This window comes from Alistipes sp. HGB5 (genome assembly GCF_000183485.2).
Classification (GTDB): domain Bacteria; phylum Bacteroidota; class Bacteroidia; order Bacteroidales; family Rikenellaceae; genus Alistipes; species Alistipes finegoldii.
The window spans coordinates 1-17,449 of the sequence record NZ_AENZ01000009.1 but is presented as its reverse complement, the minus strand read 5'-3'; the positions used below and the strand labels follow the sequence as shown (position 1 = coordinate 17,449).

The following is a 17,449-nucleotide window of genomic DNA, read 5'->3' as shown; positions in this document are numbered from 1 at the left end:
GCGTCAGTTTTTTATGCGGTCATTGGGGGATGTCTCGCTTTCGGTCAAAGGTTTGCTGTGATAGAAGTCGAGTTGTAAATCAGTGTCGGGGAAATTAAAGCGGATGGCTTGGTTGATGGGTTCCAAAATGTCGTATGTGGGTTTGGCGGTGTTCGACATCATGAAGAGTTTGTAGGCGTAAAGCATTTCGGAACCGGATGCGAGCTTCCCGGCAACCATGATGTTCGACAGAGATGCATGCAGACCGAGGCCGGATGTGATTGCCGAGCTGGCCGCCTCCATGACTTTGAGTTGCGATTCGATGAAGTCTTTAATTTTCTGGTCTATCGCCTCTACCTTCCAGATGTTGGTTTGTTGCGAGAGCGGGTCGAAAACATCCACTGTGTGGAAGAATTTTCCGGCATTCTTGGCCCCAGATAACACTTCGGTCAGCTTGGTAAGCATGGTTGCCGTGAGTTTGCCGATCTCCTCTTCTACCTGTTTATCACTCCATGCCGGATTGTTCTTGCGGATGTACGTGCGCTTCTTCTCCCAATATCCGTCTGGAGAATGAACATGATACGCAGCGTTGAACCCGTTGTCGGTAACGTATTTGAATATGGCCGGAACTTCGGAGCCTCGCATGATCCAGCGCAGAGTTCCCCAATATTCCGGAATCGAATAGAAATCCCGTGCGAACGAGTAAGACGAGTTGTAAGCTGCCGAAGCGGGGTATCTGGCCGGGTTGCTGCTGTCGAATACCGGGTAGGTTTGGATGCCGGTGTCGATGCAATCGTTCTCGAAGTTCCCGACGAAAATGTGCCTTACGTCCTCAAGACGACGGGTGGCGGCCCATTCGAGGCGGGCATTTTTCGCAGACACAAACTCCAGAGCTGCGATTCGCGGCCTTTGGCCGGAGATCCGTCCGCGGCGTTCGAGCAGCTTGATGTCAAAAAATCCTTTGAGATACAAGTAGTCGGTCATCGCCGCGTCGATGTACTTCAGGTAGTCCCAATCTTTCAACCATGCCATTATCTCCCTATCATCCTTGAACTCCTTCGTTATCTCGCCATTCTCGAAACGCAGGCTGCGTAGAAAGGGGCCTTCGCCGTACAGCAATCCCTTCTGACGAGCAAGAATACCGGGGGCGAGATTGTTTTCGTCCATAAGGTCACGGATTTGCACTGGCAGGCGGTTGTTGTTTCCGTAGGGTACGATCTTTTGTCCACCGACATACTGCGGCATATATTCCCAATTCTCCCGTTCTGCTTGCCATAGCAGAGTGTCGAGGTTGTTCGCTTGAGCCGTTGAGATCGTATAGACACAGTCATCGACCGGCAGGGCATATGAAAAATCCGAAATCTGGGTGGCTTTTCCTGTTTTATTCATTGCAAAACTACTTTTTGACCGTTAAAACTCATCAGCAATGGCTGATAAAAGCGCCGAGCTTGGCAGGTGTCGAGGTCAAGATATGCCTCGACGAATTCGGCATCTCGATGGTTCTCCTGTTTTTCACGTTTCAGCAGACGGGCATGCCGAACTTCGATCACTCCTTTGCTTACGCGAGCCGTAGCGTCGTAGGACATGAACGTAAAGCCGAACGGAACCCCCTCGGCGGATAAGCGGCGCATCTCTTTTATTGCATCCCATAAATCCATAGCACAAAAATAGATTGTAGACCTGCGAAGCAAAGGACAAAGGCCCGGAGTGCCGGGCTGGAATGATATTGATTGCAGAAAGTTCGGAATGAAAGTCGAAACGGCTGATTGTAGATTGAAAATGCCCGATTTTTGCCTCTCTTTTCGGGGCGTTTTTATGATATTCGGTTGATATAGAGCACAGTTTGTCCGGTCGGATGAAAAACGATTTTTGTTGAGAGAAATTTAAGGCCGTCCCGCCCTCTCGACGAGTTGCGATTGCATGACCCTCGAAAAGGCGATATATGACAAAAGGCCTGCCGGGGTGGGGTTCGGGGCGGGGAATGGTTGCTTGCGGCTGGGCTGGGAGGTGTGGCTGGGGTACAGCCGATCGCAAACCATGTACGGCCGATAAGAGAAAGGCCGACCCTCTTTCGTAGGGCCGGCCTGATGTGTGTTGTAGAACTGTCAGCGTCGATAAATCATAATGTCCGTGTATCTGGAATTGTAATTCAACTGCGCTCCCATTTCTTTCCGCACTGCGTTAAGGAATGGATTCGCATTGACCTTTGCCTCGGAGATCCACTCGCATAGTTCAATGATCGAGGATTTGTTGGAGGTGAAATAGAAGTAGGATGTACTCGAAAGCAGGGTCAGCACGTCGAGATAGTCGGATAGCCGCCACCGGCATTTATATACCCCTACCTCGGTCGATAGGTAGGGTGGATCGACAAGGAATACGACACCGGGGATATCCTTGTATTGATTGAACAATTCCCGATAATCGGCGTGAACAACCTCGATCCCGTCGAGATATCCTTCACAGGTGTAGTCTGATGCCCGCAGGTTATTATATAACCCAGCATTTTGAAGTTCCGTATAGTCTGTCACGTATTTGGATGAGAACAGCAGCGAAGACGAAAGTGTTATATAATCGACATAGCCGGTCTTTTCGGCCGACCGTACTGTGTCGAGTATCGTTGTTCGCATTTGAGGCGTCAGTCTCTTGGCCGTAGGGTAATCACCTACGATCGAACGGATATCATGGAGTAGTGCGTTTGTGCGTTTGATGTTCTCCAGACGTACATGGTAGTCGTCGAAGTCGTTGTAGATAACGCGGGCATCAGGTCGCTCCCGTTTGGTGACATGCGAGAGTAGGCCGCTGCCGCCGAAGAGATCCACGAATACCGTAGCGTGATCGAACTCCCGGAGTGCCTTGCGGAATTCGCGGATAAAGCGTTTCTTTTGGCCCATGAACGGCAGAGGGGCCGATGTGTAGTTTTTCATAGCTGAGTGAATTTTCAAGCCGCGAAGATCGCATGCAGAATTCATCCCGCAGCCGAAAATGCTGGGATCACACTGAAATATCCGTACAGTCCTTTTCAAACCGGGCGATGATCAGGTATACTTGCCGTTCGCACACTCCGTATTTTTCAGCCAGAACGGCCGCTATGTAGGTCATTTTACCCCCCCCCTCGCGGAGCTTACGATAGTCTTCATAAAGATCAATGTATTTGCAATCGTCCAGTCGGATACCGACGGACGATAGGCGTCGCAGGAGTTCGCGGTTGAACGATATAACCTCATAAAGTTTCATTGCACTCTGTTTTTTATTACCTTTGTCGTCTCACCTGCATACTGAAAGCAAATGCGTCATAAACGCGACAGAAGACTATCCAGCCCTCGGTCGTGCGTTTGTGGCGCATGCTTGCGTAAGTATGTAGGTGAGATGACTACTTGCGGCCGGGGGCTTTATTTGTACCCCCGAAACAGTTTGCAGGTTTGAATATAATGGCTACCTTTGCCATTGCATAGGATTGAGAAATGAGAATTTCTCTATTCCGGCGGAGGCGGAGACGTCTCCGCTTTTTTTATCCGAAAGTCGGTTCGTAGATAATATCGCTCCTCGGTGATCCTTTGACGATTTGGATCAACGGCGGCGTCATCATCAGGTACTTGAAAGAGTCAGACGGGTTGGTAGACCGCATCGGCAGCTCGGCGACCGGGAGATGCTCCGACCGTTTATCTTTACAGATTTTACCTTTCGAGACCCGTGTCCGAGCATTTTCGAGCGAAGCCTTGAGCGGTTTGCACTGGTAAGCATCGATGAGCACCTGCGGCAGATATTTATTGTGTCCGGCCAGCAATTCCTGCATGAAGATGTACTCGTCGCCCTGCCCGATATTCCCTTGGCCTATGGACATCAACTGTACACTCCAACCCGTAGGATGCTCGTTGCTGTCGAATTCGATCGCGTGTTTGAGCTGCGACGCGGTGTCGGCACCCATTTTCCGGTAGTTGTTGCCTGCGCGATCGTAATACAGCATCACGTATTTGTTCCTGTGGTGCGCGAAATAGGTGACGAATTTGTCTGCCAATTGTCGAATCGACTCTGGGGAAAGGGTATAAATAAACTTCAATACGCGCAGTATCCTCGGTTCTTCTTGGGCGACACACATCGAACACATATTACCGAAGTCCACGCCGAGCGATAGCGTCCGCTGTGGATTGCAATATCGCAAGACTCGGCTGTCCTCTTGCTCCAGCAGTCCGAATCGCTCGTATGCTTCTTCATCGATTCCATCGTAGTAAAAGTGCCGTTCTCCGAGGTTGGCATAAAATCGCTCTCCGCCCTCCAGAGTCGGTTTCATCGAAAGAATCGCGGCCTTATAGTCGCTGAACTGCTCGGCGAAGGCATCGTCGAACCACTCGGCAGTCAGGATATCGACGTTGATATAGCTCGATGCAAGCATAAAGAAGGTCGCGGTTTCCGGAAGTCGGCGCAGCTCTACCCAGCGGCTCCGCCAAAGACGTGCCGTGCGTAGTTTGTTTTTGTACTCACGTTCGGCTTCCGGTGTCCGGGTTCGTTGCCATTCCAATTTTGCGGCGACATATTCATGAAGGGCTTGATTGTATACCAACCCAGCCTGCATGACCAGTGTCAGCCGCTCGGTATTCATTGCCGAGGCTCCTTTCAGTATCCAGTCATATTCCCCGATGTGGGATACATCGGGCATATCCGTGGTGAAGGAGTAGCCACGGTAAAACGGAGAGTTTCCATATTGCACGCTGTACCCGCGGACGGCTTTCATCAGGTTGGCGATCTTCTCTTCTTTGAAATACTTTACCTCGTCTCCAAACACATAGACATACGAGCTGCCGGCCAGTGTCGAAGGTCGATCGAGGGAGCCGAATCGGATATTTGTACCGGTATGAAAAATGATTGTACGCTTGTAGGATACGAGACGGTTGAATGGCTTCCAGAAATGCGGTTTGAGCCATGTGGGCAGGTGTTCTTTCTCTTTTTCCGTGTATGTCGGCGGTTCCTTTTCGATTACGTAGTGGACGCCTTCATGCAGTCCTTTGCGTTCGAGGCCCTCAAGCACACCGGGCAGGATATTAGAGGTGAGGTTCGAGAAGGTATCGGCCACCCATACCAAAGGGGCACCCGGCATGTCGAAGATAATCTCCGCGAGTCGTTCGGCTTGAAAGTCCGTCGTCTTGGCCGAGCCGCGGCCCAAGACAGCGCGGAGCTTTCGCGGCATCAGCAACGATGCTACTTGGGCGTACAGGTTCTGATATTGTACGTCGATGCAGGGGCTGTCCCCGGCGTTAATTCTCTTCCTGTGCGACATTGATAATTTCGATAAAATCCACATCTTCGATCCCCGCTTCCATGCGCAGACGTTTTTTTACGGCATCCGGTGCCAGTACGGAATCGATCTGGCGCGATAGCGCGTCTCTGTTTGCCGGCGGGAGGCTGACATCCGAAGAGTCGAGGGATAGAAGACGAATCGGTTTGATATATTGTGAGGATGGGAGTTGTTCCGGGTCGGGTTGATCGAGACGGAGGATTTTTGCGGCCTTTGCCCGCATGTCTGCCGCCACGGCATAGTCGGCGGCACAGGTCGCTCTTTGGGCGACGATGCTCGACCATGCTTCGAGGTCGTCGGCGTATTTTTGCCGAAGCGCCTCTTTCGTTACGCGCCGGTTCGAGTAGAAGAGATTCACGGCTTCGTCATAAATATCGACGGCACGTGCATAGGAGAGTTTGAAGGGCGGCTTTGTCAGGAACTTGATGACATTTCGGCGGTCATGTTGTTTGGAGAGGGAGAATACGAGATTCAACAAGTCGATATATAACTGTTCCTTTGCCGAGAGATCGTCTTCGCAACCTTTGTCGATGTAGTCCATGATGCGCTGGTAGGATTGCTCGTCGGTGAATCCTCCGAACACATCCAGCTTCGTCATTTCAAACGAACGGTCTCGTTGTACTTTGTAGAGTTGTGTCGTCGCCGGAATGTTTCCGCCGAGAGCCTCATCCATGAGCCTTATTTCGAGTAGTGCGCGTTTCTGCAAGAGACCACGGGCTATCAGCACGGCAACGCGGCTGTTCGGGTCGTTGTACTCCTGCGTAAACTGCTCGACGTTCGCGTTGATGCTGCGGGCGATATCTTCCGGCGGCCAGCCGAGCGCACCGAGATCGACCAACCTCTGCTCCTCTTCAGGCGCGAGGTTTTCACCGATGCTCTTATGGTCGGATAGTTCGTTCATATTCTTCGATCATTTTATTGACGGCTGCAAGCTCGCGTTCTTTCGCCTTCAGACGGTTTCTTCGCTCGATATCCAGATGGGGCTTGCTGCCGCGGGTTATCTCGTGTTTGATCCGCCAGATGCTTCCTTTGAGATTCTTCTGTCTGGCGACAAGGGCAACAGGCCCCATTTTACGCAGGGTCGCCAGTTCCTGCATCTCCCTGAAGATCGAGTGCCGGCCGAGCAGCGCATGATGCTCGGCGTAGTATGTGAATTCGTAGAGAATTTTTCGATTTTCGGAAAAAGATTTTATAAGATTTTCGGCCGTCGCAAAACATTCGTCCAGTGTGGTACAATCGAATAGCCGCCGGTGCGCATCTACGTAATCTCGATAGGCTGTAATTTTGTCGGCTGCCAGAATTTTCAATTCGGGCGGACAATCCGGTTCAGAGAGAAACGCCCATTGCTCCCGGAAGGCCGGGCGGGAGCTGGGCGGGGGCGTCGTGAGCGGAGAAGTCCCCGCTGTCTTGCACAGCGTGTCGATAAGCAACGATTTGTACCGATCGGGACGCGCTGTTACGAGCTGGGCGAGATGCTCGTTCTTGGCGTAAAGAGAGAGGAGCCGAAGCCCTGCTTGGACTTCGGCTCCGGACTCTAACCACTTTTGAACGGCATCTCGCATTACGACCGGATTTTGGTGAGCAAGGGGGATACCGCATTCCAGCCTTCGGCAGATGCTGCAATGAACTTACGCTGACAGAGTCCGGCGATCACGACGTTCTCGCAGGGATTGCTCCGCAGGACGAGTGTAACGAAGTTGCCGAAATCGTGCGAAACTTCCGTAGCACGGACACCGCGGCGATACTCTTTTGCATAATCCGCGACGAGGGTTTCGTTGTCGGCATCCTCTTGCATCGTTCCGCAAAGTTCGACCAGAGCCACTTTGTTCAGGAGCATCGGCAGACGTTCTGCGTAGTGTCGGGAACCGTCTTTGCGAACGTATACCTTGAGTTGTGCCAGATCTGCAAAATCCACCGGAGCGACCGGAGCGCAGTTGGCCGGGACAAACACGAATTCGTCGGGGATAGAGGCATCCGCAATCAGAGCGGGGAATTGCTTTGCGAAGGGGGCATCATCAACGAATACAAGCGTACAGTGTCCGGGAGCCGCCTTCTGCCACAGAGCCTGCAACAGGTCTTTCGTGCCGGGGTAGGCCGCGATAACGATAACGGAATCGTCAGCCGGTACTCCTTCAGCATCCGAAGAGGCCGGTGCGGGGGCGGCATCCTTTTCCGGAAGGGGCGAAAGAGGTGCCGGTTCCGGAATGGGGGTTTCTTCTGGAGTGTTCCTATCGGGGCTTACGACTCCCGCATCTGCGGCTCGTTTTTCAACTTCGGCCGTAGGTGTGGCCGAAACAGCCGGAGCGCCTTTGGCCCCGGTCTGTCTTGCGGTGTTATTATTTCCCATACTATGCCCCCTCTTCCTCTGTCGGTGCCGATGTAGCCTCGTCGGCGAGTTCCGGCATCTTGCCTTTGTAGATGCTTGCCCCGATCAGGTCTCGCTGCTCCTGCTTGAACGTGAGCTTCCGCTTGCGGGCATCCTTGTTGTTGGTGTACTCCGTCGTCAGGAAGAGCGGATTGCACTTCGAACCGCGATATTCCGCCGTATTGCCGTTGGCGCAATCACGGTTCAATGCGATGAACCCACGGTTGCGTGCGTACTCAGTGAAACCGGCAATCTCGGCCGAATCGCCCGGATGCTCGAAGGCGATGCCGACTTTGACGCCGCGGGCGTCGGGATCTCCTTCAGACTCTTCGGTACATTCGATCGTACTCGGCGTAGCGTAGATGCCGATTGCTTTCTTTTCTGCGATCAGTTCCAGATCGCTTTTCATGACGATGTCTCCGATTTCCCGCGTCGGTTCCGCAGCGACGAATTCGACAGGGACGAGGATTATTGTCGGGTTTTTGGGACGAGGGCAGCCTGCGCCCTCGTCCGTTTTCAGAATTGATACAGGGTTATACATGATAATCGGTGTTAAGGTTTGATACTATGCGCCCTCGTGGGTGTCTTCCACTTCAGCGGCAGCGTTGGTCTTTTTCCAGAAGTCGGTCGAGCCGTCATCCGAGATTGCGGCCTGCGGGTCGTAGTCGGCCGGAACGGAAGCGAAGAGCATTTCGCCGAACGCGAAGCCGACACCGAGCCAAAATTCGCCGTAGTAGCGGACTTCGTAATCGACCTTCTGGATGTCGGTGATCACCTGCGGCTGGTTCAGGTTCTGCAGCATGATGAAGTTCGACTTCGGCGTGCAGAAGATGATCGGCGAGCCGTACAGGCAGTCGAGTACCTGAAGCGAGAAGTTCGTGAAATCGACACGGTCTTTGCCAAAATCGGGATTCTCCGTGCCGCTGCCGGCTCCCCACTTGTCTTTGTAACCTCGTTTGTATTTCACGTAGAGATCGGCAGACAGGAAGATATTCATCTTCAGGGACTGATACTTCGCCAGAATCTTGTGGGCGAAGTCATCGATGTACTCGACGACTTCGGCATCTGTTGCTGTGCGCAGATCCTTTGCGTTCGGGTAGAAATTGATACCCTTATCGCCCGACTTGGCCGCTTCGACGAGCAGCGTTTCGATGCCGTTCATCGACTCTTCCGGCTTGCCGGCATCGGTCGGGTTCTCCTTGGCCTTGTACTTGCCTTTGCCGATCATCTTCATCTCGATGTCCTGAAGGATCGACGGCAGCAGAATTTTCTGCACGATGTAGCGTGTGATCGGCATCTGATCGGGGGACAGACGCTCGTTGTAGAGCGACAGCAGCCACGAGTTGGCGACGTCGGCCGGGACGATCGCAAAGTTGATCTTGTGTCGGTAATTCTGGATTTTGATGGCAGTGAACCGTGCATCGCCAGACGGAGTCCACTTGGCCGAGAACTCCTGTACGACGGACGTATAGTCCGAGCGGACGGCTTTGTAGGTTTCGATCGCACGCTTCGGCGTCATGAACTTCGCCGAGGTGAACCCCCGGTAGATGTCCTGCATGAGTTCCAGACTGTTCCCCTGCGACGAATAGGTGCCCAGCTCCTTTTTCAAATCATCCACGTCAATCGTGGCTGCGGAGAAAGTCGGAAGCTGGCCCGTGGCCAGAGCTTCGAGTGCGAGGCGATTGTGGGATGCCTTCGCGTCGATCGTGAAGGTACGGCCTTCGCTTCTCCCGAATACTTCTGTTGCGGCAGGCTTATCTTCGCGGGCTTTGGCGAGTTTCTCCTTCTCCTGCTGTAAGATCGTCATCAGGGCAGACATCGACGCGATTTTTTCTTCTGCTTTTGCCAGTTCCTGCCGTAACTTGTCTTTGTCGTCGCCGCCGGAGCGACCGATGGCATCGAGGAAGTTCAGCAAAAGCTGTTCTTGCTGTGCGTCGTCATTTGCATCGCTGGCGGCGTATGCGTCGTAGTGCTGCAAGGCTTCCGGGCCAAATTTCTGTTCGAGAATCTTACGCTGATCAGCAGAGAGTACCTCATGCCCTTCTGCATCACGCGAAAGATTTTCCACCCCGACAGTTCGGGCGAAGATTTTCGAAATAAAGTTCCAGTTCAATTTCATGTTCGATATAATTATGAGTGAATACTTGCGCGGATAAAGGCGTGATCGACGCATTCCTGTAAAGTGGCGATGCCGTCGGCAAGGCCGTTTTCGATAGCCTTGTCTGCGAAGAAAGTCGCGCCGGTCAGTACTCCCGGCGCGTCGGCCCGGAGGGCTTGCCGGCCCGCTTTGACGTCGGCATGGAACGCGGCGACCAAATGAGACAGGCGCATGCGGATCAGCGTGTACTCTCCGGTGAGTGCTTGGCGGTATGCGAGGTTTTTGTCGGATGACTCTTCCGCGTATATCTCGTGAACCTTTTGTCCGGACTTCTCCAATGCCTCTCGGTCATCGATGAAATATGTATATGCGCCGATTGACCCTACTTCCGATGTGATGGCGTTGTCGCAATAGACTGCGTCGCATTGTGCGGCGATCCAATAAGCTGCTGACGCGCAAAAATCGGCATGTGCGAGCAGAGGCTTCCCTGTGGCTTTGAATTTGCGGATCGCATCCAACATCAAGGGAATAGCCGTCGAATTCCCGCCGCCGGAGTCAATGTCGAGAACGCAGGCAACGACGTTTGTGTCAGCCGCAGCAGCGAGAAGGGCCTGTGCATATGTGGCAGTTCCGATCGTTCCGCAGGAGTCGTATTTGGTAATCGTGCCGGATATTGGGATCACAGCAACGCAGGGGTCGCCGCTTCTGGCGGCATTCGCGGAAACGGCGCGGGCATCTACATCGTAAAGTATGATGTCGAATTCTCGCTCGGCAGCTTGGAGTAGAATGTCCTGCTGCTGAAGCAGCGAAATGGCCGTTGGTATGAGAGTGGAAATATCGTGAACGAGCCAACGACCGCGGCGCAGTTCGAGGGCCAGCTTGACGTTGTTCTCCGGGGTGATCAGGCGTTTCATTTCTTTTTTATGCAAATCTACTTGGTCGCAGGCCGCATAAAAAGGACGGCATTACCCCTTTACCGCTTCGATTGATGTCTGGTATTTGCAGGTGGCAACGAGGGTTTCTTCCTCGGTCAGTGTTAGCAGGGCCGGGATGTCCTTGCTGCCGAAAACAAGGGAGCCGCCGCGCCATTTGACGCGGACGATTGCAGGCTCATGCAGGAAAGCATCGTCAGAACGGAGTGTTGCTGTCAGAGTAATCGTCAGGAGTTCTCCTGCATCTTCACGGGTCGTTGCCGTTTTGAGATTGCCGAACGGACTGATCAAGGGAACCCGCCGAAACTCGGCGGCAGGGCATGCCGCCGGTTTTAAGGCGATAGAGGTGATAATTTTAAGCATATTATCAGTGAATTTGTAGAAATAATTACGATTTTCGGTTAAACTTTTTTCGGCTCATCGACGAGCGATTCGATGTAGTATGCACGGCGGGTCAGTTTCCGCTTCAAGGCTTCCAGCTCCTTCAGTTCCCGACGATAGGCCCGCTTGTGGAGGGATTCAAAGTATTCAGCCGAGAACAATTTACGGGAGAGGATGAACGCTTCGATAATCTCCTCTTTGCGTTGGCGGAGGGCTTTACGGCGCTGCACGAACTCCCAAAAGTCGAGTTCAAAGTAGGCGCGCAGGGAGATATTGAGCTGCTTGGTCGCTTGGGCCGAAAGGTAGATGAACTTATTTTGAAAGTTCTGGGTGGCCTCGTTGATAGGCAGTATAAAAGTCACTGCGAATTTTCCGCAGGCTTCTTTGGGCGGGAGGCTTGCAGCTTGAGTGTGCCCGATGATCAGTTTCCCGAAGCAATTTCGGGCTGTCACGATATAAGCGCCGGAGGTGTCCCGCTCGAAGAGATAGGCGAGATAATCCATGTGTATTCGGTCATCTACATCGAAGGTGAGTCTCATTTCCATATTCGTTTGTCAATTCCGGTTTTTAAGGTTCGTACATACATAGGATCGAGCCTGATCAGAGAATCGTCTTTTATGTCGATAAAGCAGCAACGGTTTCTGAAATCGTCTATCCAGTCGAACAGCCCGTCGTTACACATGGACTGCACGATTTCAATGAACTCTTCGGGATTGCCTGCGATAGCCGCAATCTGCTGCCAGCGGTAAGGTGGCAGGCGTGAGAGCTGCGCTACCAATAAACGAAGGTACCTCAAGAACTCTTCGTCGGAAAGGTCATAGTATGTTTTCATAAAAAGGATACCTATTTTGGGCAACTACACGAACTACAATAAACTACATGTTGAAAATCAGATGTTTACAAAACTACAAAAGTAGCTTTTCATAGTGATTGTAGTTTTTAGAGTTTGAAAGTGAATAAAATGTAGTTTTATGTAGTTTTTTTGTTGTTAAAGTAGTTATATTTATTTCGTTGATTATTAGCGTTGTAGTTCGTGTAGTTCATGTAGTTGGCATTTTTTCAATCCGTGGCGGTACTTGCGGCGAATACCTGCCAACTTGCGAAACGCCGGACTCCGGCGGTAATGCTCGACGGTTTCGATGATCCTGTTGATTTCAATACATGACGCAGCGGCAGCTTGGGCCGCGGCTGTCATAGACGAGGAGCAGGCCGCAAATGCATGGCCTGCTCTTGAAAGGGAACCCGATATGTCATATAGGTCATTCATACGGATCGCATTTTACGGCATGATTGCTGACGGCAAGCCCCTCGCCGATTAATCCCCGGTAATCGATCAGAAGCGAGTCGAGGTAGTCATAAAGTCGGTGATATGAATAGATAGGGTAGTGTTCGCCGTTCAAATAGCATGCGGAAAAATCCCCGGTTTCCGGCAGATACATCAACTTGATCGCTGGAATGTGCAACGGGCCGAGCCGATAGGCGACACCGATTTCCTTATCGAAGGCGACCTGATCCGGAGAACACTTGAATACGATCGCCGCACACCCAACCAATGGAACGAGTCGATGTCCCCCATGGGTGATCTCGTTACGAACATCATCACCCGGCCGAAGGATCGGTAACTGCTGGCCGATGATTGAGAAGCCGGTTTTGTCTCTTTTCTGCACTTCCATCTTCAATCCAAATGCCGAATATCGACTGATGTAGTTTGTGAGCATTTCTTTCATGATCAAATAATTTTATGCCTTGAGGCGGTTATTTGTGGGCGACCGGGGACTCGAACCCCTAATTTCCGAATGTTCTTCTTATACCAATTTTCCCATTTTATAAGATGCCTGTCGTCGCCCCACTGGTTTTACATTTTCATTGGCACACTCCTTTCTTTTTTCACTTTTCATAAATTCTTCGCTTAGTCCTTATTCGTGAATCTTCCGCCAGCCGATGATCTTATCATCTATCGGAGAACCACACCACGAATCCACCCAGTTCCCATCGTTATCAATATGCCCCAAATCATACGGTATGATAGAGCTTGGATTCCGCTTTACAAGCACAACCCGTCCCGGTTCGGGTGGTTCTTTCGGGTCGTGCCAGCGCGTCAGTAGTTCGTGTTCGCATTTGGCCCCAGAAATGTAGCTTTCGCGGGCAATCTCACACTCGTTTTTTCGGCGACCGTTATCGTCAAGTATTTCATAATTAGCAGCGAAATCTCCGCCTCTTTCCTCAATCTGTTTCATTCACTGTTAGTTAATCAATTATATATTACCAAAACCTACTCCGCCACTTTTGGCGAAAGCAATAGCCCATGCTTCGGCCGTGGTCTTTGGGAAGTCCTGCGAGAAGTGAATGTAACCATCACTCCCTACTTCGAATTTGCAATAACATTTGGCGCACCACTTCCCAATGTTAGACGTACTCACTTCCCAACCACACCAAGGGCACCGAACTATCTCCAGTACGCTGCCATTTCCGGGTACCTTTCGGCATCGGCTATGCTTCCTGCACTTCATCTTCCTTGTTCAGTTTCCGGATAAAATTCCTTCGGTGGTACTCGTAATCCGGTTCGAACTCTCCGTCCTCGCCGTTTTCGAACCACATATCGTCGAATGCACCGATTGCTTTCGCCCGCATCCGCTCCTCGGCCTCCTGCTCGGCAAGTTCGACGGCAGTATAGGCCGTGGAAGCATCGATCATGCGATCTCCGTTATTCATCTGTATTGCATCATTGTCAATGAATGACTTTGCTTTTTCGCTTTTCATAATTTTTGTTGTTTTATTTCGTTTGTTGTGTATATTACGCCGCAAACCGCTGCGGCACGATGTTCAACTCGTAAAGTTTCGCCACCAGCGCCTCGCAGAGAACCCGCGCCATGTTCACTTCGACGGCGTTGCCGATAAATTTTTTCTGCTCTTCCTGCGTGCCGATCAGTACGTAGTTCTCCGGGAAGCCCATGATCCGCTTCAATTCCGGGATACGCAGCATCCGCATCCGGATGTCCACCAGTCCGTACAGCGCCATGAATTCCTTTATCCGCACCAGCATCGGCGTATCTTCCGGGTAAATCTCGTAAACCAACGTTTCGTCCTCCAGCCTGATGAACGAGGGCAGCTCCTTGCCGTCCGCTACGGCCGTCACCAGCCGCGGAGGCCGCTTATCCATGCGGGCGATCAGCGTGAAACACGGCCGATCGGTAGCGGTACCCGCCGAGGCGAACTGCGGGTTCATCAGGTATTGCCATTTGCGGTTGGCAGTCACGGTCTGGGCCGGAGCATCGAGCGAACTGCCGACGTTGCTGAAGTTGGTGTTCATGATCCACGGCGTGACGAGCCGCTGCTTCGGGTTCGTCATGACGGCCGGAGCCGGGCCATCCGTTCCTGACGTCTGGCCGCCGCCGGAATAGTAGTTGGCGAAGAACGGACGCACCAACTGAAAGCGATCCTTTGTCGTAACCGTCGGTGACGGCCGCTCGATCGACGAGTTGAACCCGTTGCCGTAGTAGGCCGAGACGAAGGCGTGGTGATCGCGGCAGGTGATCGCGCCCGCGGGCGCATCGACGGCTGTGCATTTCCCCTCCGGAGATCCGCCGAAGTGCTTGCAGAGGTAGTACACCTTGGCTACGCCGAGACGGTTCTGCGTCGCCACGGTCGGGCACGGTTCGTCGATGCCGGGTGCGACATACTTCCCGGACTGGTTCATCGAGTTGTATTTGACGAGGAACGCTTCGCGCCCGCCGGCGACGAACTTCACCAGCCCCGCGTGGATGCGGGCAAGCGATGCCTCCACGAGCGACCGCTTCCGGTCGAAGATCGACTCGCCCTCGTCCTCAAGGTCGAGGACTTCCCGCACTGGCCGCCACTTGCGAAGCTGCTGGCCGAACAGGTCGCCCTGTGCCGGGTTCTTGGTGTGAGTCGGTTTCGGAAAGACGATCGGAAGGCCGCGGCGGGCGAAGATCCCGAAGAACCGCCGGCGGGAAGTGTACGCCCCGAAGTCGGCGGCGTTCAGGATGCGGTGGCCGAAGTCGTACCCGTAGCCCCGCACGTTGTCGATCCATTTCCGGTACAGTCGCCCGGCATCCCTGCTGACGGGCTTGCCCCTCTCGTCCAGATCGCCCCACGACATGAACTCCTCCACGTTCTCGATTTGGATGTAGTCGGGGTTCAGCGCCTCGATGTAGCGGAACAGGTGTTCGGCCAGCGTGCGGCTGTCGGCGTCGCGCGGAAGGCCGCCTTTGGCCCGCGAGAAGTTCGTACACTCCAGCGAGGCCCAGAGGACGACGAAGGCATCCGGATACTGGCGGCGCATCCGGGCCGCATGGGCCGCGAGCGGCCCCAACTCCAGCGTACGGATGTCCTCCGTGTAGTGTAGCGCGTCGGGGTGGTTGGCAGCGTGCGAAGCGATAGCATTCGCATCGTGGTTGACGCAGGCGATCACCTTGGCGCAAGGATCTCCGGCATGCCGCGCAAAGTGTACCCCGGTCGAGGTGCCGCCCGCACCGCAGAAAAGGTCGATGTATATAACTTTGATTGCCATTTTAGAATAGTTCGGGATGTTCGTCTGGTAGCTGCACGCCCATCCGCCGAAGGGCATAGCGTAGCGTGTAGCCGTTGTTGGTGTAGTTCATTGCCATTTGGTAGAGTTTCGGATGTAGAGTGTACAGTATGTGAAAGCGCCTCCCCCCCCCCTCCGAGGTGTGCGCCGAACCCGCAGAATACGCAGCCGGTTCGGGTAATGCCCGGTATGTCGTAAATCGGGCAATAGGGTATGTCGAATCTGTGAATGTAGTCCCGGCAGTCCGCGGCAGTCCAGATCGACAGCGGGGCGCTGTGAACCTTGCGGGGATTATCCGAAAAGACGTTGCACCCGCCGCGACGGACATACATGGTTTGCCGCAGTTTGCTTTCGTCGGCCATCGTGCCGACCATCCCAAGGCTCTGTGTTTGGGCGTTGAATTTGCGGAAAGGCCGCTTTTTCAGTATTTCGCAACACTTTTCCGAGGTCATATAAGGCTCACTTATCAGGTAGCGCCATTTTTCTGAGAGTACGCCGGCCCGGCGTACTCCGTCGCCGTAGAGCCTATATGTCCGTAATTTGTCGCTGTTGGTCGTCCGAATATTTCGGACAGCTTGCGCCTGCTCTTTGCTTACAAGAGGAAACCCATATCGGGCCATGACCTCGCGTGGGGGCATGGCCGGGTGGATGATCTCGATGTTATCCGTATGCCGCACGAACCGGACGATTTCCGGGTATTCGTTACCTGTTGAGCAGAACACGCCCTTCATGTTAGGATCGACGAACCGGCGAGCCAAGTCGAGCAGGACGGTTGAGTTTAGTCCGCCGGAAAATGATACGTAGGGCGTGCGGTCGTGCTCTTTGCAGTAGGCAACGAACGTTTCCATGGCGTAGCATGTGTGGTCGATCTTTTGATTGAGCGGCCACGCCTGACGAGTGCGAAGGTCAGATAGAGTAAGCGGTTTCATGTAAAAATAAATTTTGATTTCGAACCGGTATTTCATAGTTGCACCAAATACACTCCTGCATGAGCGTACCGCTGCCATTGACGATGTTAGAGCGGATGTTGTTACGTTTCATCGGGAATTTGATTTTATGCCAATCATCATAGAGATAATCCATAAGCAGGCAATCATATCCACTGACCATTGCGAATCCTTTTATTTGATGAAGTTTCCAAGCCAGCCGTTCGTGATCTGCATCCGTAAAGTCGAACAGGTAGTCTCCACCCTTATGTTTACTCCCGCGGCTTTCCAAAGGATACGGTGGGTCGCAATAAAAAAATGCCTCCGGAAAGTCGAGCTTGTCGATTGCGGCAGAGAAGTCGCTGTTGATGATCTGGAAGTTGCGGCGGATTTCCTGCGCTACTTCATGAAGTTTCTCAACTCCGTTTTTCCATCGGCTGACTGTTTCTCCTCCCTGTGCGTTCACGTGTTGTTTGGACATGTGCCACCCTTTATTTTGTCGTTGCACACCCAGTCCGAAGAACGACTGCCGCACACGGACATAGAACCGTCGAGCGCGTTCAAGGTCTGTGATTCCTTCAGCCCCCCCCCAGCATTTCCGGTATTCGAGTTCAGAGCATGGAGTCAGTTCTAACATCCGGATGAGTTCATCTTCATGTTCGCGGAGCTGCTCGAAGAAGTTGGTTATTTCGCCGTTTATTTCGTTGGCTGTCCGAATGACATTGCCTCGGTAGTTCAATGATACGACCATCGATCCCGCGAAGAGATCGACGAGGTGAGTGAACTTCGGTGGAAAATTCTCGTAGAGATATTCTATAAAAGAAAACTTGCCACCGAAGTAGTTGAAGGCTATCTTTTTGCTATTGTTGCCGCTCATTGTTTTGGAAGGTTGTAGTGCCGACGTTCGGCGGCTGTTAATTCGGTTGTAA

Annotated in this window: 21 protein-coding genes; all 21 read right to left on the bottom strand. The window is 52.8% G+C overall.

Annotation, left to right across the window (positions count from 1 at the left end):
• Positions 1–3: 3 nt before the first annotated feature.
• Entirely contained in the window at positions 4–1,368 is a 1,365-nt protein-coding gene (locus HMPREF9720_RS01295; RefSeq protein WP_009596359.1) for a hypothetical protein, read from the bottom strand.
• A complete protein-coding gene (locus HMPREF9720_RS01290) occupies positions 1,365–1,637 on the bottom strand; it encodes a hypothetical protein (RefSeq protein ID WP_009596511.1) in 273 nt (90 codons plus the stop codon). The genes HMPREF9720_RS01295 and HMPREF9720_RS01290 overlap by 4 nt, the downstream gene beginning before the upstream one ends.
• 447 nt (positions 1,638–2,084) lie before the next feature.
• Entirely contained in the window at positions 2,085–2,903 is an 819-nt protein-coding gene (locus tag HMPREF9720_RS01285; RefSeq protein ID WP_009596480.1) for a DNA adenine methylase, read from the bottom strand.
• 67 nt (positions 2,904–2,970) lie between these two features.
• On the bottom strand, positions 2,971–3,213 hold the full coding sequence (locus tag HMPREF9720_RS01280; protein WP_009596350.1) for a hypothetical protein: 243 nt from the start codon (positions 3,211–3,213) through the stop codon (positions 2,971–2,973).
• Positions 3,214–3,487: 274 nt separating this feature from the next.
• On the bottom strand, positions 3,488–5,251 hold the full coding sequence (locus HMPREF9720_RS01275; RefSeq protein WP_018696643.1) for a hypothetical protein: 1,764 nt from the start codon (positions 5,249–5,251) through the stop codon (positions 3,488–3,490).
• Positions 5,229–6,170: a hypothetical protein gene (locus tag HMPREF9720_RS01270; protein ID WP_009596354.1), complete on the bottom strand. Its 942-nt coding sequence runs from the start codon at positions 6,168–6,170 to the stop codon at positions 5,229–5,231. Before HMPREF9720_RS01270 ends, HMPREF9720_RS01275 begins: the two co-directional genes overlap by 23 nt.
• Positions 6,148–6,831: a hypothetical protein gene (locus tag HMPREF9720_RS14770; RefSeq protein WP_018696642.1), complete on the bottom strand. Its 684-nt coding sequence runs from the start codon at positions 6,829–6,831 to the stop codon at positions 6,148–6,150. Before HMPREF9720_RS14770 ends, HMPREF9720_RS01270 begins: the two co-directional genes overlap by 23 nt.
• The gene (locus HMPREF9720_RS01260; RefSeq protein WP_018696641.1) at positions 6,831–7,616 is read right to left on the bottom strand and encodes a hypothetical protein; all 786 of its coding nucleotides are present in this window, start codon (positions 7,614–7,616) and stop codon (positions 6,831–6,833) included. Before HMPREF9720_RS01260 ends, HMPREF9720_RS14770 begins: the two co-directional genes overlap by 1 nt.
• Position 7,617: 1 nt before the next feature.
• Complete coding sequence (locus tag HMPREF9720_RS01255) at positions 7,618–8,175, bottom strand: hypothetical protein (protein ID WP_139022437.1); 558 nt, start codon at positions 8,173–8,175, stop codon at positions 7,618–7,620.
• 24 nt (positions 8,176–8,199) lie between these two features.
• Positions 8,200–9,753: a hypothetical protein gene (locus HMPREF9720_RS01250; RefSeq protein ID WP_254654348.1), complete on the bottom strand. Its 1,554-nt coding sequence runs from the start codon at positions 9,751–9,753 to the stop codon at positions 8,200–8,202.
• Between the two features lie 11 nt (positions 9,754–9,764).
• Positions 9,765–10,646 (bottom strand): S49 family peptidase, encoded by an 882-nt coding sequence (locus HMPREF9720_RS01245; protein WP_039939527.1) that lies wholly within the window; start codon positions 10,644–10,646, stop codon positions 9,765–9,767.
• A gap of 51 nt (positions 10,647–10,697) precedes the next feature.
• Positions 10,698–11,027, bottom strand: a complete 330-nt coding sequence (locus HMPREF9720_RS01240; RefSeq protein WP_018696637.1) for a hypothetical protein — start codon at positions 11,025–11,027, stop codon at positions 10,698–10,700.
• Between the two features lie 38 nt (positions 11,028–11,065).
• Positions 11,066–11,584, bottom strand: a complete 519-nt coding sequence (locus tag HMPREF9720_RS01235; RefSeq protein WP_039939525.1) for a hypothetical protein — start codon at positions 11,582–11,584, stop codon at positions 11,066–11,068.
• Positions 11,581–11,877: a hypothetical protein gene (locus tag HMPREF9720_RS01230; protein WP_139022436.1), complete on the bottom strand. Its 297-nt coding sequence runs from the start codon at positions 11,875–11,877 to the stop codon at positions 11,581–11,583. Before HMPREF9720_RS01230 ends, HMPREF9720_RS01235 begins: the two co-directional genes overlap by 4 nt.
• Before the next feature lie 186 nt (positions 11,878–12,063).
• Positions 12,064–12,312, bottom strand: a complete 249-nt coding sequence (locus HMPREF9720_RS15310) for a hypothetical protein (protein ID WP_139022435.1) — start codon at positions 12,310–12,312, stop codon at positions 12,064–12,066.
• A complete protein-coding gene (locus tag HMPREF9720_RS01225; protein ID WP_018696634.1) occupies positions 12,305–12,772 on the bottom strand; it encodes a hypothetical protein in 468 nt (155 codons plus the stop codon). The genes HMPREF9720_RS15310 and HMPREF9720_RS01225 overlap by 8 nt, the downstream gene beginning before the upstream one ends.
• Before the next feature lie 189 nt (positions 12,773–12,961).
• On the bottom strand, positions 12,962–13,282 hold the full coding sequence (locus HMPREF9720_RS01220) for a hypothetical protein (protein WP_018696633.1): 321 nt from the start codon (positions 13,280–13,282) through the stop codon (positions 12,962–12,964).
• Between the two features lie 253 nt (positions 13,283–13,535).
• Positions 13,536–13,805 (bottom strand): hypothetical protein, encoded by a 270-nt coding sequence (locus HMPREF9720_RS01215; protein WP_026318515.1) that lies wholly within the window; start codon positions 13,803–13,805, stop codon positions 13,536–13,538.
• A gap of 34 nt (positions 13,806–13,839) precedes the next feature.
• Positions 13,840–15,576, bottom strand: coding sequence for a DNA cytosine methyltransferase (locus tag HMPREF9720_RS01210; protein ID WP_039939514.1), 1,737 nt, complete (start codon positions 15,574–15,576; stop codon positions 13,840–13,842).
• Positions 15,474–16,523 (bottom strand): phosphoadenosine phosphosulfate reductase family protein, encoded by a 1,050-nt coding sequence (locus HMPREF9720_RS01205; RefSeq protein WP_009596379.1) that lies wholly within the window; start codon positions 16,521–16,523, stop codon positions 15,474–15,476. The genes HMPREF9720_RS01210 and HMPREF9720_RS01205 overlap by 103 nt, the downstream gene beginning before the upstream one ends.
• Positions 16,501–17,449 (bottom strand): DNA adenine methylase (locus tag HMPREF9720_RS01200; protein WP_009596487.1); only part of this gene is annotated, 949 nt, incomplete at its 5' end. The genes HMPREF9720_RS01205 and HMPREF9720_RS01200, both read right to left, overlap by 23 nt.

Bases quoted from the DNA above. Each gene is read 5' to 3' on its own strand.
- HMPREF9720_RS01295 (WP_009596359.1), bottom strand. From the start codon at position 1,368: ATGAATAAAACAGGAAAAGCCACCCAGATTTCGGATTTTTCATATGCC.
- HMPREF9720_RS01290 (WP_009596511.1), bottom strand. From the start codon at position 1,637: ATGGATTTATGGGATGCAATAAAAGAGATGCGCCGCTTATCCGCCGAG.
- HMPREF9720_RS01285 (WP_009596480.1), bottom strand. From the start codon at position 2,903: ATGAAAAACTACACATCGGCCCCTCTGCCGTTCATGGGCCAAAAGAAA.
- HMPREF9720_RS01280 (WP_009596350.1), bottom strand. From the start codon at position 3,213: ATGAAACTTTATGAGGTTATATCGTTCAACCGCGAACTCCTGCGACGC.
- HMPREF9720_RS01275 (WP_018696643.1), bottom strand. From the start codon at position 5,251: ATGTCGCACAGGAAGAGAATTAACGCCGGGGACAGCCCCTGCATCGAC.
- HMPREF9720_RS01270 (WP_009596354.1), bottom strand. From the start codon at position 6,170: ATGAACGAACTATCCGACCATAAGAGCATCGGTGAAAACCTCGCGCCT.
- HMPREF9720_RS14770 (WP_018696642.1), bottom strand. From the start codon at position 6,831: ATGCGAGATGCCGTTCAAAAGTGGTTAGAGTCCGGAGCCGAAGTCCAA.
- HMPREF9720_RS01260 (WP_018696641.1), bottom strand. From the start codon at position 7,616: ATGGGAAATAATAACACCGCAAGACAGACCGGGGCCAAAGGCGCTCCG.
- HMPREF9720_RS01255 (WP_139022437.1), bottom strand. From the start codon at position 8,175: ATGTATAACCCTGTATCAATTCTGAAAACGGACGAGGGCGCAGGCTGC.
- HMPREF9720_RS01250 (WP_254654348.1), bottom strand. From the start codon at position 9,753: ATGAAATTGAACTGGAACTTTATTTCGAAAATCTTCGCCCGAACTGTC.
- HMPREF9720_RS01245 (WP_039939527.1), bottom strand. From the start codon at position 10,646: ATGAAACGCCTGATCACCCCGGAGAACAACGTCAAGCTGGCCCTCGAA.
- HMPREF9720_RS01240 (WP_018696637.1), bottom strand. From the start codon at position 11,027: ATGCTTAAAATTATCACCTCTATCGCCTTAAAACCGGCGGCATGCCCT.
- HMPREF9720_RS01235 (WP_039939525.1), bottom strand. From the start codon at position 11,584: ATGAGACTCACCTTCGATGTAGATGACCGAATACACATGGATTATCTC.
- HMPREF9720_RS01230 (WP_139022436.1), bottom strand. From the start codon at position 11,877: ATGAAAACATACTATGACCTTTCCGACGAAGAGTTCTTGAGGTACCTT.
- HMPREF9720_RS15310 (WP_139022435.1), bottom strand. From the start codon at position 12,312: ATGAATGACCTATATGACATATCGGGTTCCCTTTCAAGAGCAGGCCAT.
- HMPREF9720_RS01225 (WP_018696634.1), bottom strand. From the start codon at position 12,772: ATGAAAGAAATGCTCACAAACTACATCAGTCGATATTCGGCATTTGGA.
- HMPREF9720_RS01220 (WP_018696633.1), bottom strand. From the start codon at position 13,282: ATGAAACAGATTGAGGAAAGAGGCGGAGATTTCGCTGCTAATTATGAA.
- HMPREF9720_RS01215 (WP_026318515.1), bottom strand. From the start codon at position 13,805: ATGAAAAGCGAAAAAGCAAAGTCATTCATTGACAATGATGCAATACAG.
- HMPREF9720_RS01210 (WP_039939514.1), bottom strand. From the start codon at position 15,576: ATGGCAATCAAAGTTATATACATCGACCTTTTCTGCGGTGCGGGCGGC.
- HMPREF9720_RS01205 (WP_009596379.1), bottom strand. From the start codon at position 16,523: ATGAAACCGCTTACTCTATCTGACCTTCGCACTCGTCAGGCGTGGCCG.